Annotated in this window: 14 protein-coding genes; 9 read left to right on the plus strand and 5 right to left on the minus strand. The window is 71.9% G+C overall.

Annotation, left to right across the window (positions count from 1 at the left end; all coding sequences use genetic code 11):
• Positions 1-13: 13 nt before the first annotated feature.
• Positions 14-1,438 carry a hypothetical protein gene (locus ACQEVU_RS45050; RefSeq protein ID WP_433335604.1) on the minus strand — a complete coding sequence of 475 codons (1,425 nt, stop codon included), beginning with the start codon at positions 1,436-1,438 and terminating at the stop codon, positions 14-16.
• Between the two features lie 293 nt (positions 1,439-1,731).
• Here ACQEVU_RS45050 and ACQEVU_RS45055 point away from each other — a divergent pair, with 293 nt between their 5' ends.
• From ACQEVU_RS45055 to ACQEVU_RS45070, 4 genes are all read left to right on the plus strand, one after another.
• Complete coding sequence (locus tag ACQEVU_RS45055) at positions 1,732-4,356, plus strand: LuxR C-terminal-related transcriptional regulator (protein ID WP_433335606.1); 2,625 nt, start codon at positions 1,732-1,734, stop codon at positions 4,354-4,356.
• A 13-nt stretch (positions 4,357-4,369) separates the two neighbouring features.
• Positions 4,370-5,656 carry a nicotinate phosphoribosyltransferase gene (locus ACQEVU_RS45060; RefSeq protein WP_433335608.1) on the plus strand — a complete coding sequence of 429 codons (1,287 nt, stop codon included), beginning with the start codon at positions 4,370-4,372 and terminating at the stop codon, positions 5,654-5,656.
• Positions 5,653-6,225: an isochorismatase family protein gene (locus ACQEVU_RS45065; RefSeq protein WP_433335610.1), complete on the plus strand. Its 573-nt coding sequence runs from the start codon at positions 5,653-5,655 to the stop codon at positions 6,223-6,225. Before ACQEVU_RS45060 ends, ACQEVU_RS45065 begins: the two co-directional genes overlap by 4 nt.
• Before the next feature lie 214 nt (positions 6,226-6,439).
• Positions 6,440-6,817 (plus strand): STAS domain-containing protein, encoded by a 378-nt coding sequence (locus ACQEVU_RS45070; RefSeq protein WP_433335612.1) that lies wholly within the window; start codon positions 6,440-6,442, stop codon positions 6,815-6,817.
• 310 nt (positions 6,818-7,127) lie between these two features.
• Here the strand turns inward: ACQEVU_RS45070 and ctaD are convergent, their stop codons facing one another.
• Both ctaD and ACQEVU_RS45080 read right to left on the minus strand, forming a co-directional pair.
• On the minus strand, positions 7,128-8,864 hold the full coding sequence (ctaD, locus tag ACQEVU_RS45075) for an aa3-type cytochrome oxidase subunit I (RefSeq protein WP_433335614.1): 1,737 nt from the start codon (positions 8,862-8,864) through the stop codon (positions 7,128-7,130).
• A 161-nt stretch (positions 8,865-9,025) separates the two neighbouring features.
• Entirely contained in the window at positions 9,026-9,364 is a 339-nt protein-coding gene (locus tag ACQEVU_RS45080) for a hypothetical protein (protein ID WP_433335616.1), read from the minus strand.
• 238 nt (positions 9,365-9,602) lie between these two features.
• Between ACQEVU_RS45080 and ACQEVU_RS45085 the strand changes: the two genes are divergently transcribed.
• From ACQEVU_RS45085 to ACQEVU_RS45100, 4 genes are all read left to right on the plus strand, one after another.
• On the plus strand, positions 9,603-10,652 hold the full coding sequence (locus ACQEVU_RS45085) for a LacI family DNA-binding transcriptional regulator (protein WP_433335618.1): 1,050 nt from the start codon (positions 9,603-9,605) through the stop codon (positions 10,650-10,652).
• 66 nt (positions 10,653-10,718) lie between these two features.
• A complete protein-coding gene (locus ACQEVU_RS45090; protein WP_433335620.1) occupies positions 10,719-11,042 on the plus strand; it encodes a hypothetical protein in 324 nt (107 codons plus the stop codon).
• Between the two features lie 61 nt (positions 11,043-11,103).
• On the plus strand, positions 11,104-11,961 hold the full coding sequence (locus ACQEVU_RS45095; protein WP_433335622.1) for a zinc-binding dehydrogenase: 858 nt from the start codon (positions 11,104-11,106) through the stop codon (positions 11,959-11,961).
• Between the two features lie 113 nt (positions 11,962-12,074).
• Positions 12,075-12,383 (plus strand): hypothetical protein, encoded by a 309-nt coding sequence (locus tag ACQEVU_RS45100; protein ID WP_433335624.1) that lies wholly within the window; start codon positions 12,075-12,077, stop codon positions 12,381-12,383.
• Positions 12,384-12,649: 266 nt separating this feature from the next.
• Here the strand turns inward: ACQEVU_RS45100 and ACQEVU_RS45105 are convergent, their stop codons facing one another.
• Both ACQEVU_RS45105 and ACQEVU_RS45110 read right to left on the minus strand, forming a co-directional pair.
• On the minus strand, positions 12,650-12,856 hold the full coding sequence (locus ACQEVU_RS45105) for an RNA-binding S4 domain-containing protein (protein WP_433335626.1): 207 nt from the start codon (positions 12,854-12,856) through the stop codon (positions 12,650-12,652).
• Positions 12,853-13,245, minus strand: a complete 393-nt coding sequence (locus ACQEVU_RS45110) for an ankyrin repeat domain-containing protein (protein ID WP_433335628.1) — start codon at positions 13,243-13,245, stop codon at positions 12,853-12,855. The genes ACQEVU_RS45105 and ACQEVU_RS45110 overlap by 4 nt, the downstream gene beginning before the upstream one ends.
• Before the next feature lie 307 nt (positions 13,246-13,552).
• Here ACQEVU_RS45110 and ACQEVU_RS45115 point away from each other — a divergent pair, with 307 nt between their 5' ends.
• Positions 13,553-14,365 (plus strand): M20/M25/M40 family metallo-hydrolase, encoded by an 813-nt coding sequence (locus tag ACQEVU_RS45115; RefSeq protein WP_433335630.1) that lies wholly within the window; start codon positions 13,553-13,555, stop codon positions 14,363-14,365.
• Positions 14,366-14,388: the final 23 nt, after the last annotated feature.

A 14,388-nucleotide genomic window follows, 5' to 3' on the forward strand; every position in this document is an offset into this window, starting at 1 on the left:
CAACATGGTGCCATCAAGCGAGCAGCACGCCATGGTCGACCGCGTCCCCCGCGATGATGGCGAGCGCCTGGCGCAGTTCCGCGTAGCGCTCGCTCAGCTCGTGACCCAACTCGACCTCGACCTCGCGCAGCGCGTGCTGCAGCCAGCGCCGGCAGTCCTTCTTGTCCGGCAGCTTCGGCGGGCCGCCGGGGGCGTGCTTGGGCTGCCACATGGCATACGACCCGGCGTTCAGACCGATGCCGACCGGCGAGAGCACCTGCCCGGCGTCGTCGCCGGCCGCGCCGACCGCGGAGAGGCTGTCCAGCGCGCCGGCGCCGGTCAGCGCGGCGACGCCCGAGGTGGTCGTCACCAGCAGGGCCCGGTCGCGCTCGCGGTCGTCGTCGCGGGCCGAGTCCACGGCCCGGCGGGCGGCGGCCGCGATGCGGGCCAGCACGGCCGCGTCCGGCGGGGCGTCCAGCAGCGAGCCGAAGACGGCGCCGATCACCTCGCGGGCGTCGGTGTGCAGCTGGCGCGAGGCGCGCACCGACAGGGCGTGCAGCTCCCGGTCGAGCACGCGGGGCAGTTCCGGGCAGCCCTTGCCCGAGCCGAGCTCCTGCACGCAGCGCACGTGGATGGTGGCCAGCTCGATCGAGATGTGCTCGACGGCGGCGAGCCGGCGCGCGCGGATCTCCCGGTCGAGCACCTCCTGCCAGGTGTCGCCGGTCGCCGAGACGGTCGCGGCGGCCATGACGCCCGTGCGGGCGCCCGCCGCGGCCTGCTCGTCGGCCCAGCTCTCCAGCTGGTGGCGCAGCTCGGCGACGCCGAAGATGCCGTCCGGGTTCAGCGACACCGGGAACCACGGCGCGGTGGCCAGCCGGGGGCCGCGCGAGGCGAGCAGCGCACGGTTGGCGCTGAGCATCTCGGGCCACTCGTCGTGCTGGTCGATGCGGGTGAGCACGAACGCGATCCGCTCCACCCGGCCGGCGGCCGCGCCGAGCAGGTCGAGGTCCGCGCGGGTCAGAGGCGCTGCGGCGTCGACGACGAACAGCAGGCCGAGCCCGCCGCCGGCGGCGTCGAGGACGACCTCGGCGGTCGCCGGGTCAACGCCCCCGCTGCCGGGCGTGTCGATCAAGGAGACCCGCTCGAGCAGCCCGGACGGGTGCGCGATCTCCACGCGCCGGGCCGGGCGGACCGGGCCCTTGACCGAGCTGCGCTCCGGGAACGGGCGCGGCTCGCGATGCCCGGGCACGAAGGCCCACGCGTCGGCGCGCTCGCCGTGCCGGAAGACCAGCCAGGCGTCCCCCGCGTCGAAGGATTCCTCGACGGTACGCCGAATCAGCGCATTGACCAGCGCAGTCTTCCCGCCGCGGGGCGTGCCCGCGACGACGGCGTACGAACGGCTGGGCGGTTGGAACGGGGCGGTCGGCGGCCGGTGGTGGCGGCTGCCGCGAACCGGCATGGCGGACACTGGGCTCCCGATCGTCCTGACGCCGTACCCCGGCGTCGAAGTGACAGTCAGATCGACCAGCGGTGCCTGCATAACCCCGAAGCCCATGTGCGACCTCCTTGTGCACGCCCGGGAAGATCCGCCCAGCGGCAGCTCAACGGCCGTGCGGGCGGGGCATCGGAACGCTACGTGAACGGGCACTTACAGCAGCAGGGTCAGGGCTACTCAACTGGGACCGAACGCGCTACTCAAGTTCGTGCGTCTGCGGGTACGCGCAGTAATCAACATATCGATATGCTGCGACGGTGCCCCCCTGGAGTTTTGTCGGCAGAAACGCAGAACTGATCCGAGTCGCCGAGGCGGCCTCCGGTTCCACCGGTCGCGGTCTGATTCTCGGCGGCCCGCCCGGCATCGGCAAGAGCCGATTGCTGCGCGAGGGCGTCAACGCCCTTGACCAGGACAGACTTGCGGTGTGGACGGCGACCGCCAACGCCGCCACGGCCGGCCTCCCGCTCGGCGGGCTGGCCCAGGTGCTCCCGCCCGACCAGCCCGCGGGCGGCTCGCCCGCCGGCCTGCTGCGCTGGGCGGTCGATGCGCTGCACCGCCAGGCCGCCGGCCGGCCGATCGTCGTCGCGATCGACGACGCCCACCTGCTCGACCCGCTGTCGGCCGCGCTCGTGTACTACGTGGCCCGCTCCGAGAACGCGACGGTCATCGGCACCGTGCGCACCGGCGAGTCCGTCCACGACCCGATCTCGGCGCTGTGGAAGGACGACCTCGTCGAGCGGATCGAGCTCGGGCCGCTCACCCTGCAGGAGACCTCCGACCTGCTGCAGCAGGTGCTCGGCGGCCCGGTCGACTCGGCCTCGGTGGACCGGCTGCAGCAGCTGTCCCAGGGCAACGCGCTGCTGCTGCGCGAGCTGGTGATCGCCGCGCACGCGGCCGGCGAGATCATCGAGAGCTACGGCATGCAGCGCTGGACCGGCAAGGTCGACCTCGCCCCCACGCTCACCGAGGTCGTCGACGCCCGCATCGGCAAGCTGACCCCGCAGGAGCGGGCGGTGCTGGAGCTCGTCGCCTTCGGCGAGCCGATCGGCCTGCCGCTGCTGGTCAAGGCGACCGACCTGGCCACCGTGGAGATCGCCGAGGAGCGCCAGCTGGTGCGGGTGGTGGTCGAGGACCGGCGCACCACGGTTCGGCTGGCCCATCCGCTGTACGGGGAGGTCGTGCGCCGCCGCTGCCCGGTCACCCGGTTCCGGCGCCTGCTCGCCGACCTGGCCACGCTGGTCGAGGAGAGCGGCGCGCGCCGCCGCGACGACCTGCTGCGCGTCGCGGTCTGGCGGCTCGACAGCGACACCGCCCGCGACCCGGTGCTGCTGCTCAACGCCTGCCGGCTCGCCTTCGCCACCTATGACATGGCCCTGGCGATGCGCCTGGGCAAGGCGGCGGTCGCGGCCGGCGGCGGGTTCGACGCCGCCGAGACGCTCGCCACGATCCTGATGTTCGCCAACTGCCCCGACGAGGGCGCGCTGATCCTCGACCAGAACGAGGACCAGATCAGCGACGAGGCCCAGCGCAGCCGCTGGCTGGCCATCCGGCACATCACCTCGCAGTGGGGCCTGGGCGACTCCACCACCGCCGACGAGATGGACGTGCAGGCCCACAAGCTCAACGACCTGCGGGAGCGCTCGCTCGCCCTGTCCGTGGAGTCGACCATGCGGCTGCATCGCGGCGACTACGGGCAGGCGCTCACGCTGGCCCGCACGGTGCTGGACAGCCCGGCCAGCGCCCCCGGGCCGCGCGCCCTGGCCCGCAGCAACATGGGCCACCTGCAGGCGATGCGGGGCACCCCGGTGCAGACGGTGCGCGCGATGGCCCTGCTGGACGTGGACGCCGCGCAGTGGCGGGCCGAGGTGCCGTACATCCAGCTGGGCATCGAACTGGCCCGCGGCACCGCCATGATCCTGGCCGGCGACCTTGCCGCCGTCGACGCGATCGTGGCCACCGAGTTCGCCGGCATGGCCGACGCGGGCAACTTCCTGCTCGGCTCCGGTTACCTGCAGATCGTGCGCGCCCAGGCGGCCCGCCTGCGCGGGCACCTGCAGGAGGCCAGCCGCGCCTCGAGCCAGGCCAGCGCCATGCTCGCCACGGGCCGCATCTTCGTGGCGCTGGCCCACGCCGAGCGGGCGCACATCGCCGCGCTGCTGGGCGACGGGGCCGCCGCCGCGACCGCGTTCGCCCTCGCCGAGGAGGCGCACTACCGCTCCATGGAGGTGCTGTACCCCTGGATCGAGGAGGCCCGCGCGTGGGTCGCCGTCGCCTCCGGGGACGTCGTCACCGCCGCCGAGGTGCTGCGCCGGCTCGCCGCCCGCAACAACAGCGACGGCTTCGCGGCGCACGAGATGTTCGCGCTCTACGACCTCGGCCGGCTCGGCTTCGCCGCCGAGGTCAACGAGCGGATCTCGGTGCTGTCCCAGACGGTCGAGGGCCGCCTCGCGCCGGCCATGGCCGCTCACGTGCAGGCGATGGCCGAGGAGGACGGCGGCGCGCTGCTCGCCGTGGCCGAGGAGCTGGCCGAGATGGAGCTGTATCTCTACGCCGCCGAGGCCGCCGCCGGCGCGGTGACCCTGCTGCGCGGCATCCGCTCGCCGCAGACCCCGCGGGCCGCCCAGCGCCTCGCCGAGCTGCGCATCGAGTGCCCCAACGCGGTCACGCCGGCCCTGGTCGTGCCGCAGCCGATGCTGACCGGGCGGGAGCGGCAGATCGCGCGGCTGGCGGCGGCCGGGGTGCCGTCGAAGGAGATCGCCGACCAGCTGTACCTCTCTTCCCGTACGGTCGACAACCACCTCATGCGCGTGTACGCCAAGCTGGGGGTGACCGGCCGCGCGGAGCTCGCCGCCGCCCTGCGATCACTGCCGCCGGAGGAGTGATTATGTTGGCAGGGTGACGAGTAGCGCGCTGCTGACGGACCACTACGAGCTGACCATGCTGTCCGCCGCCCTGCGCGACGGGACGGCCGACCGGCGCTGCGTCTTCGAGGTGTTCGCGCGCCGCCTGCCGACCGGGCGCCGCTACGGCGTGGTCGCCGGCACCGGACGCCTGCTCGACCTCATCTCCTCGTTCCGCTTCGGGCCCGAGGAGATCGAGTTCCTCAGCGGCCGGGGCATCGTGGACCCCGCGACGGCGGAGTGGCTCGGGAAGTACACCTTCAGCGGAGACGTCGACGGCTACGCCGAGGGCGAGCTGTTCTTCCCCGGCTCGCCGATCCTGACCATCAGCGGCACGTTCGCCGAGTGCGTGGTGCTGGAGACGATGATCCTGTCGGTGCTCAACCACGACAGCGCGATCGCGGCCGCCGCGGCCCGGATGGTCACCGCCGCCCGCGGGCGGCCCGTGATCGAGATGGGCTCGCGCCGTACCCAGGAGGAGTCGGCGGTCGCCGCGGCCCGGGCCGCCTACCTGGCCGGCTTCGCGTTCACGTCCAACCTCGAGGCCGGCCGGCGGTACGGCATCCCGACCACGGGCACCGCCGCCCACGCGTTCACGCTGCTGCACGACTCGGAGACGGCGGCGTTCGCCTCGCAGGTGGCGACCCTGGGCAAGCAGACGACGCTGCTGGTGGACACCTACGACATCGCGCAGGGCATCCGCAACGCGATCGCGGTCGCCGGGCCCGACCTGCGGGCCGTGCGCATCGACTCCGGCGACCTGTCGGTGCTCGCCTCCGAGTCCCGGGCGCTGCTGGACTCCCTCGGCGCCACCGACACGCAGATCGTCGTGTCGGGCGACCTCGACGAGTACGCCATCGCCGCGCTGGCCGCCGAGCCGGTCGACGCCTACGGCGCCGGCACGGCCGTCGTGGTCGGGTCGGGCGCGCCGACGGCCGGGCTGGTGTACAAGCTGGTCGAGGTCGACGGGCGGCCGGTCGTGAAGCGGTCGGAGAACAAGGGCACGGTCGGCGGGCGCAAGACGGCGGTCCGGCGGCACAAGCCGACGGGCACCGCGACCGAGGAGGTCGTCGTCTCCCTCGGCGCGCCCGAGGCGCAGCCGCACGACCGCCTGCTGCAGCGGCCGTTCCTGCGCGGCGGCGCGCCCGTCGATGACCTGCCGACGCTCGCCGACTCCCGCGAGCACCTGCGCCAGTGCCTCATCTCCATACCCTGGGAGGGGCTCAAGCTCTCCGCCGGCGACCCGGCGGTACCGGTGATCATGACTGGAGGCACCGCATGACGCGGGCGTTGATCGTCGTCGACGTGCAGAACGACTTCTGCGAGGGCGGCTCGCTCGCCGCCGCCGGCGGCGCGGGGGTGGCCGCGTCGATCTCCGCGGCGCTGGCCGAGGGCGACTGGGACCACGTGGTGGCCACCCAGGATCACCACATCGATCCCGGTGCGCACTTCGACCCGCACCCGGACTACGTCTCGACGTGGCCGGCGCACTGCGTGGTCGGCACGGGCGGCGTCGACCTGCACCCGTCGCTGGACACGTCCCGCATCGAGGCCGTGTTCGAGAAGGGCGACTACAAGGCGGCGTACTCGGGCTTCGAGGGCCACGCCGGCGGCCGCGGCCTCGCCGACTGGCTGCGCGAGCGCGGGGTCACCGATGTTGATGTCGTCGGCATCGCGACCGACCACTGCGTGCGCGCGACCGCTCTCGATGCGGTGCGTGAGGGCTTTGTTACAACTGTGCTCCTGAACCTCACGGCGGGCGTGATGCCGGCCACGACCGCGAAAGCCCTGGTAGAGCTGCGGGAAGCGGGAGTGACCTTGGTCGGTGAACCGGTCGTGGCCACGAGTTGACCGTCCGGCGGATGGCACATGGCTGGACTTGCCGTGTAACAACCGACGTGTACCGTCATCCGGGCAAGCGGTTCCGCAAACCGATGTGAGGACTTCTCACGTCGCAACGTAAGGAGCACCTACACGGAGCGTGGCGAAACTGGCCAGACTTCGCTACGCTTGCGGGACCTCAAAGGGTCGTCCATGGTGGACGGCTCAGCACCAGGAGGGTCACGTGAAGTTGTCGATCGAGACTCGTCCCTCGGAGCAGCGAGAGTCAGTGCTGACGCTGAGTGGCGAAATCGACTATGAGACCGCTCAGGAGCTCCGCACCTCGGTGAGCTCAGTGCTCGACGGAAGCATCGACCTCCTCGTCATCGACCTCTCGGGGGTCACGTTCCTCGACTCCACCGGCATCGGCACCCTCGTCGTTGCCAAGCGCATCTGCCACAGCATGGGCGTCAAGCTCGACATTCGCCGACCCAATCCGTTCATCGCGCGCCTGTTCGCCGTGGTGGGCGTGAGCGACATCCTCGGCGTGCCGATCCCGCCCGGCACCGTGTCCGGCCGGCTTCCGTCCCCGCGCGAGCGCGGCGTCACGCAGCCCGCCTGACCTTTACCGAACGTAGTTCCCGGCCGACCCGAAACCGGCCCCTCCGACGAAGACCCCCTGGAGCGCCGCGCCCACACCCCGGCGGCGGCGCTCCAGATGCGGCGGACCACAGAGCGTCACCCTTCCGAGTGATGCTGCGGCCTACGGTCTCAAAGGCCCTCAGCGGCGCGCTGGAGTATCGAACGAGAAAACCCCCGGCGGGATCGCCAGGGGGCGTTCTGCATGCTTCTCAGCGGGCCTACGACCGCTCCTCAAAGAGAGAACGCCCCCGGCGATCCGCCGGGGGCGTTCTGGTTGCCTCTCTGCGGGCTTACGGCTGCTCCTGGTACCTCGCCCCGCCGTCGGCCTCGTGGCTCAGCGGACGGGCGCCGCCCGGGGGCGGGGCCTCCAGCGAGTGGCCGGGCGCGTGCGCCGGGAACTTCGCGTCGAACGCCGGGCGCTCCGAGCGGATGCGCGGCATGCTGTCGAAGTTGCGCAGGGGCGGCGGGCAGGAGGTCGCCCACTCCAGCGACATGCCGTGGCCCCATGGGTCGTTGACCTCGACGACGCGGCCGGTCTTGTACGACTTCCACACGTTCCAGATGAACGGCAGGGTCGACAGGCCGGTGATGAACGCGCCGATCGTCGAGATCGTGTTGAGCGTCGTGAAGCCGTCGCTGGGCAGGTAGTCGGCGTAACGGCGGGGCATGCCCTGCGTGCCGAGCCAGTGCTGCACCAGGAACGTGGTGTGGAAGCCGATCGTCGTCAGCCAGAAGTGGACCTTGCCCAGCCGGTCGTCGAGCATCCGGCCGGTCATCTTCGGGAACCAGAAGTAGATGCCGGAGTACACCGCGAAGACGATCGTGCCGAACAGCACGTAGTGGAAGTGGGCCACCACGAAGTACGTGTCCGAGACGTGGAAGTCGATCGGGGGGCTCGCCAGCAGCACGCCGGAGAGGCCGCCGAAGAGGAAGGTCACCAGGAAGCCGATCGCGAAGAGCATCGGTGTCTCGAAGGTGATCTGGCCCCGCCACATCGTGCCGATCCAGTTGAAGAACTTCATGCCGGTCGGCACCGCGATGACGAAGCTCAGGAACGAGAAGAACGGCATCAGGACCTGGCCCGTCGCGAACATGTGGTGGGCCCACACGCTCATCGACAGGGCACCGATCGAGATCGTCGCGCCGACGAGGCCCTTGTAGCCGAAGACCGGCTTGCGGCTGAAGACCGGGATGACCTCGGTGATGATGCCGAAGAACGGCAGCGCCACGATGTACACCTCGGGGTGGCCGAAGAACCAGAAGAGATGCTGCCAGAGCATCGCGCCGCCGGTGTTGGCGTCGTACACGTGCGCGCCGAGCCGGCGGTCCGCCTCCAGGGCCAGCAGCGCGGCGGCCAGGATCGGGAAGACCATGATCACCAGGACGCTGGTGACGAGGATGTTCCAGGTGAACATCGGCATCCGGAACATCGTCATGCCCGGGGCGCGCAGCGTCAGGATCGTCGTGATCATGTTGACGGCGCCGAGGATCGTGCCGAGGCCGGAGAGCACCAGGCCGACGATCCAGAGATCAGCGCCGACGCCGGGCGAGTTGATCATGCTGTTGAGTGGCGCGTAGGCGAACCAGCCGAAGTCGGCGGCGCCACCCGGCGTGATGAAGCCGATCAGCGTGATCGAGCCGCCGAAGGCATACAGCCAGTACGCGAACGAGTTCAGCCGCGGGAACGACACGTCCGGCGCGCCGATCTGCAGCGGCGTGATGTAGTTCGCGAAGGCGAACACGATCGGCGTCGCGAAGAACAGCAGCATGATCGTGCCGTGCATCGTGAACAGCTGGTTGTACTGCTCAGGCGAGAGGAACTGCAGGCCCGGCCGGGCCAGCTCGGCACGCATCAGCAGGGCCATGAACCCGCCGATCATGAAGAACACGAACGACGTGGTGAGGTACATCAGGCCGATCTGCTTCGCGTCCGTGGTGCGCAGCAGCCGAGCGAACGCCGAGCCCTTGACCGGCTTGTGCACCGGCCATGGCCTGGTGACGATCGGCTTCGGTGCGACGGTGGTCACGAAAGGCCTCCTGAGGCTGTTGAACCAGCTGGCGAGCCAGCTCCGCGAGGCGCCGCGCGATCAACACGTCACCCCTGGGGCAGAATAGTCTTCCCGCCCGACGCGGAATCTCCGGGGTTGCGCTGGCGGGGTTTTGGGCTAGCCCGGCCGCTTCCAGGCGCTCAGCTGCCGCCCTTGGCCCCGAAGTCGAAGCTGATGGCGCCGGCCGCGATGGCCGCCAGCACCAGCAGGATGATCCCCCAGAAGATCAGGCGATCGGCGGGTGAGGGGGATTTCACAGCGCCGAGGATCCGGTCGGCGACCGGCGCCGATGCGGGCCGGGGCGCCGGGGCGGCCGCCGCGGCGTCGGTGCCGTAGTCGGCCTCGAAGCTGGGGGCGGGTTCGGGAGCCGGGGCCGGCGGGCGGCGGTCACCGACCGCCTGCAGGACGATCAGCGCGCCACCGGCGAGGACGAGCAGGACCCCGAGCACCGTGATGATCACCGCGATCCAGTCGCGCATGACGTGCCTCCCTGGGGGATGCGAGAGGGATCTATCTGCTCCAGCAGGCTAGAGATCCCGGACCCGCACGTCGAGCCCCGTCCGGCCTGCGCATGTCACAGCGCCGCTGAAATTTACAGACCAAAGCCCGGTAACGAAACCTTGCGGCAATCTCGTGTTGACAGCGCAGAAACGGTGTATGACGCTCCGATATGGAAGCGCTCCCAAAATCGACGACTTGCTATCTGAGGAGGTCGCGATGTCGATTACCGCCGCTCCAGAAGCAACGCATGATCCCGCGCACGACCCCATGCGCGACACCGCCGAACACCCCACCCTCGCCCACGTTGCCGCCCTCGCGGGCGTTTCCTCCGCCACCGCCTCCCGCGTGCTCAACGGCTCCGCCCGTGTCTCGCCGACCGCCCGCCAGCAGGTCCGCGACGCCGTCGACCGCCTGGGCTACGTCCGCCAGCGCGCCGCCCGCGCCGTCGACCGCCGCCCCCGCTCCGTCGCCGCCGTGGTGTGCGAGCCGAACGCACGCCTGTTCGCCGACCCGTTCTACTCCCGCGTCCTCGCCGGCGCCAGCGCCGCGTTCGCCGAGCGCGACATGCCCATGCTGCTGGCCGCGGGCGAGCGACCGGCTTCATTGCAGCGGTACCTCAGCAGTGGCCACATCGACGGCGTGCTGCTGATCTATTGCCGCAGCAGCCACCCCCTCGTCGTCACGCTCCCGGCCCTGGGCGTCCCGGTGACGCTGATCGGCCGGCCGCTGCAGGGCAGCTCGCTGTCGTACGTCGACGCCGACAACCGCGGCGGTGCACGCCAGGCCGTGGAGTACCTGGCGCGCACCGGCCGGCGGCGCATCGTCACGATCGCCGGCCCGCCGGACGTGTCGGCGGGCGTCGACCGCCTGGCCGGCTTCCGCGAGGGCCTGGAGCGCGCCGGCCTGGAGCCCGGGCCGATCGCGTACGGCGACTTCACCCGCCCCGCCGGCGTACACGCGATGACGAGGCTGCTCGACCACCGCCCGAACCTGGACGCGGTCTTCTGCGCCTCGGACCTCATGGCGGTCGGCGCCCTGCACGCCCTGCGCCAGTCGGGCCGGCGCGTGCCCGAGGACGTGGCCCTGGTCGGCTTCGACGACCTGCCGCTGGCCGCGTTCACGCAGCCGCCGCTCACCACGATCAAGCAGCCGGTCGAGGAGATCGGCGCGGCCGCGGCCCGCCAGCTGCTCGCGCAGATGTCCGGCGAGACGTGGGACGAGCCGCCGGTGCTGCCGACGACGCTGATGAGGAGGCAGAGCGCGTAGCGCGCCTCCGGGCGCATCCGACGCACGCCGCGCCGCCCACCCCCACGACGCGGCAGTGTGGCCGAGATGCGCCTCACTGGCGCCGCGCCCGCGCACGACCAGCCGGCGCGGCGCCTCGACGGGGGCGCCGCCGAGCACGACGCCACCCCCGCGCACGACCAGCCAGCGCGGCGCCTCGACGGGGGCGCCGCCGAGCACGACGCCACCCCCGCGCACGACCAGCCAGCGCGGCGCCACGACCAGGCGCCGGCGCCCACCGTCACCGCGTGCGCCGCGGCCGGCCCCGGCTGGTCCGGTGCCGCCCTCGCGGCCGCCGGGACAGCGCGCCCGACCTCGTCGAACGACGCGGTGACCGCGGGCGCGGGGGGGCTCTCACCATCGCCGGGTTAGACCATCTCACCCCATCTGACCTGGGCGTATCCGCCTACGCGGGCGCGCGGAGGGGCTAGACATGGAAGGCGTGAAGGCCATCACGCTGACCGGGCACGACGATGCCGGCGTCCTGTCCCTCCAGGAAGTTCCCGACCCTCAACCGGGCGCCGACCAGTTGCTGGTCGAGGTGCGCGCCGCGGGCGTCGAACAGGCCGACCTGTCCCGGCCGGCCGCGGCGGTACCCGGCCGCGAGCTCGCCGGCGTGGTCGTCGGCCGCGGGGCGGAGGTGACGGGCTTCGTCGTCGGCGACGAGGTGTACGCCTGCGCGGAGGGCGCCTACGCCGAGCGCGTGACGGTGCCCGAGCGCGCCGCCGCGCACAAGCCGGCCGGGCTCACCTTCGTCGAGGCCGCCGCGATACCGCAGGACGCCGCCGCCGCCCTCCAGGCCCTCCGCGCCGCGGGCACCGGCGAGGGCGACGTCGTACTGGTACACGGCGCGGCGGGCGGCGCCGGGCACTTCGCGGTGCAGATCGCACGGGCGCTGGGCGCGGAGCGCGTGCTGGGCACCGCCGACCCGGCCGACCACGACTTCCTGCGCGAGCTGGGCGCCGAGCCGCTGGACCTCAACGGGCCCAGCGGCGTGGCCTATGACGTGGCCGTGGAGTTCGCCGGCGCGGAGGCGACCGCGGCGGTACTGCGTGAGGTCCGCGATCCCGTCCGGGCGATCTCCACCGTCAACCCGGCCATCGCCGCGGCCGGCGGGCGGTACGTCGAACCCGAGCCCGACGCGGCCGACCTGCGTTGGCTCGCGGACCTGGCCGACCGCGGGCTGCTGCGCGCGGCGGTGTTCCGCGAGCTGCCGCTGGCCGAGGCGGAGGACGCGCATCGCATGCTCAGCGCCGGCCACGTGCGGGGCAAGGTCGTTCTGACGCCATGATGCTGCTAAACCATGAAATGTCGGATAAATCCGGGCATGGAGTGAGAACTCAGCCGGCGCCAGGCGGACCAGGACAAGGCCAACCGGCGCAGGCCCGGCATGGCGCCTACGGAATGCCGGGATTCATCCGGCTGCGCCGCTCCCCCCGCAAGCGGCGCTGGAACGGGCCCAAGCACATCCGCGCGAAGGTGCCCCCGCGGCATCGGGCCGGCGACCGGCCGGCGTCGCGGGTCGCGTTCGCCGGGACGTTCCTGTTCGTCACCGTCGTGCTGCTCGGGCTGCGGGCGCTCGCCGACCGGGTACCAGGGCGGGCCGAAGCCGGCGTCGAGGAACCGATCGCGCCTCCGGCGAGCGGGCCGGCCGCCCACACGACCGGGCCGTCACGCATCCCCTGGAGCCGGGCGGCCAGCCGTACGCCGTGACGGTCAACCTGAACCTGGCGGCGGGGAGTAACACAGTCGAGGCCGGGAACACCCCCGGCAGGTGGTGCCCCGACCTCGACCGCATCACCGTTGCCCCAACTGACCACCCCAGCTGGCAACGACCTGAGTGAAGTTGGCGTGACCGTGCGCCGGTGGACCATCCAGGGAGGCTTCCGGCTTTCCGGCGCCGGTCACACCATAAGCATGAGCGGCCGACCTGAGCAGCGGCCCAAACGGCGCTGTGAAGTTGCTGAGTACGACGATCTTCAGGCGACCCGCAGGGTCTCCCCCAGCACGCGCACCACGTCGCCGCGGTGTAACTGGCGGCCGCGGCGGGTGTCGACCTCGCCGTTGACCGTGACCTCGCCGTCGAGGATCAGCTCCTTGCTCTCGCCGCCGGACTCCATCACGTCGGCGAGCTTCAGGAACTGGCCCAGGCGGATCATGTCCCCGCGGATCTGCACATCCCTCATCGCGCGCCCTCCAACAGCCGCAGCATCTCGGGCAGATCGTAGAAGCGGGCCATGTCGAGCGCGGAGGGGCCGCCGGCGTCCGGGTCGGCGCCCGCGGCCAGCAGGGCGCCGACGCTGTCCGGGCTCTGCCGGAACACCGCCGCGGCCAGCGCGGTCTGGCCCCGGTCGTTGGCCCGGTCGGCCTCCGCGCCGCGGTCGAGCAGGGCGGCGACGGTGCCGGGGTGGTTGTGGTACGCCGCGAGGATGAGCAGCGAGTCGCCCTTGTCGTTGGTGAGGTTCACCGGCACACCCGCGTCCACGCAGGCGGCCAGCTCGTCCGTCGCGCCCGCGCGGGCGAGGTCGAACATCTGGTGCGCGAGCTCGAGCACCTCCGGATCCGGTTCAGTCACATTGCGCAGCGTAGTCGGGCGCGGCCGCCCCACAGTTGCTCCCGAAAAACCGTTGCCGGTGATCTAGAGGGTGGCTACGTTAGTCGTACACGGGAAAGGAGGTGGTCCAAAGTTGTGTAGCAATGGGACTCGTGAGGTGGCTGTCCGCTAGTCGCCGTCCTCTGGACTCGCACTTCGCAGTGTCCGCCCGGATGGCGGAAGGCGAATACGAGACAGTTACCCGGCCCCCGAGGCTTTCCGGTGTAGTCCGACCGGCCCACGCGCAGCTAGCGCGGGAACCTCGGGGGCCGTTCTATATCTTGGTTCCGTGATCGATGCGAAGCGTCTGCGGGCCCACGTCGAGGCGCTCACCGCCCATGGGCCCCGGTTCGAGGACCAGCCCGGGGTGGCCGCCGCGCTGCGGTACATCACCGACGAGCTCTCCGGCCTGGGCCTGCCCGTGCGCGTCGAGCGCTACGGCAGCGAGCTGCACGAGGTGAACCTGGTCGCCGAGATCCAGGGCGGCACCTCCGACGATGCGGTGGAGCTCTGCGCGCACTGGGACTCCGTCGAGACGACCCCCGGCGCCGACGACAACGCCAGCGGGGTCGCGGGCGTGCTCGAGGCCGCCCGGGCGCTGCGCGACGTCGAGCTGCCGGCCCGGACGATCCGGTTCGTGCTCTTCGGCGGCGAGGAGAAGTCCTTCGACGGCAGCCGTGCGCACGTGGCCCACATCACGCCGCAGACCGAGGCGATCGTGTTCGAGATGATCGGGTACACCTCGCCGGTCCAGCGCTTTCCCGAGGAACTCGCCGGGTTCGTCGATCCGCCGGAGCGCGGCGACTTCATCGCCGTGGTCGCGAACGAGGACTCGCAAGGGCTTCTGCGCCGGTACGCCACGCGCCTCGAAGTGCCCGCCTTCCCGCTCGTGCTGCCGCCGTTGGCCGCCGAGGTGGCGATGCGCAGCGACCACGTGCCCTACTGGGAGACCGGGCGGCGCGCCCTGCTGGTCACGGACACCGCCGACTACCGCAACCCGCAGTACCACCGGCCGGGCGACACCGCCGACACGCTGAACTACGCCTTCGCCGCCGGCGTCGTCGCCGCGGCCGTGCGCACAATCACCGACCGGAGCGCGTGATCCGGGCGTCGGCCGCCGCCGAC

Origin of the sequence: Dactylosporangium sp. CA-139066, assembly GCF_050936175.1 — a bacterium.
In the GTDB taxonomy this organism is placed as follows: domain Bacteria; phylum Actinomycetota; class Actinomycetes; order Mycobacteriales; family Micromonosporaceae; genus Dactylosporangium.

Coding starts and splice junctions, on each gene's coding strand:
- ACQEVU_RS45050 (WP_433335604.1), bottom strand. CDS start 1,438: ATGCCGGTTCGCGGCAGCCGCCACCACCGGCCGCCGACCGCCCCGTTC.
- ACQEVU_RS45065 (WP_433335610.1), top strand. CDS start 5,653: ATGACGCGGGCGTTGATCGTCGTCGACGTGCAGAACGACTTCTGCGAG.
- ACQEVU_RS45080 (WP_433335616.1), bottom strand. CDS start 9,364: ATGCGCGACTGGATCGCGGTGATCATCACGGTGCTCGGGGTCCTGCTC.
- ACQEVU_RS45085 (WP_433335618.1), top strand. CDS start 9,603: ATGTCGATTACCGCCGCTCCAGAAGCAACGCATGATCCCGCGCACGAC.
- ACQEVU_RS45090 (WP_433335620.1), top strand. CDS start 10,719: ATGCGCCTCACTGGCGCCGCGCCCGCGCACGACCAGCCGGCGCGGCGC.
- ACQEVU_RS45095 (WP_433335622.1), top strand. CDS start 11,104: ATGGAAGGCGTGAAGGCCATCACGCTGACCGGGCACGACGATGCCGGC.
- ACQEVU_RS45100 (WP_433335624.1), top strand. CDS start 12,075: ATGCCGGGATTCATCCGGCTGCGCCGCTCCCCCCGCAAGCGGCGCTGG.
- ACQEVU_RS45105 (WP_433335626.1), bottom strand. CDS start 12,856: ATGAGGGATGTGCAGATCCGCGGGGACATGATCCGCCTGGGCCAGTTC.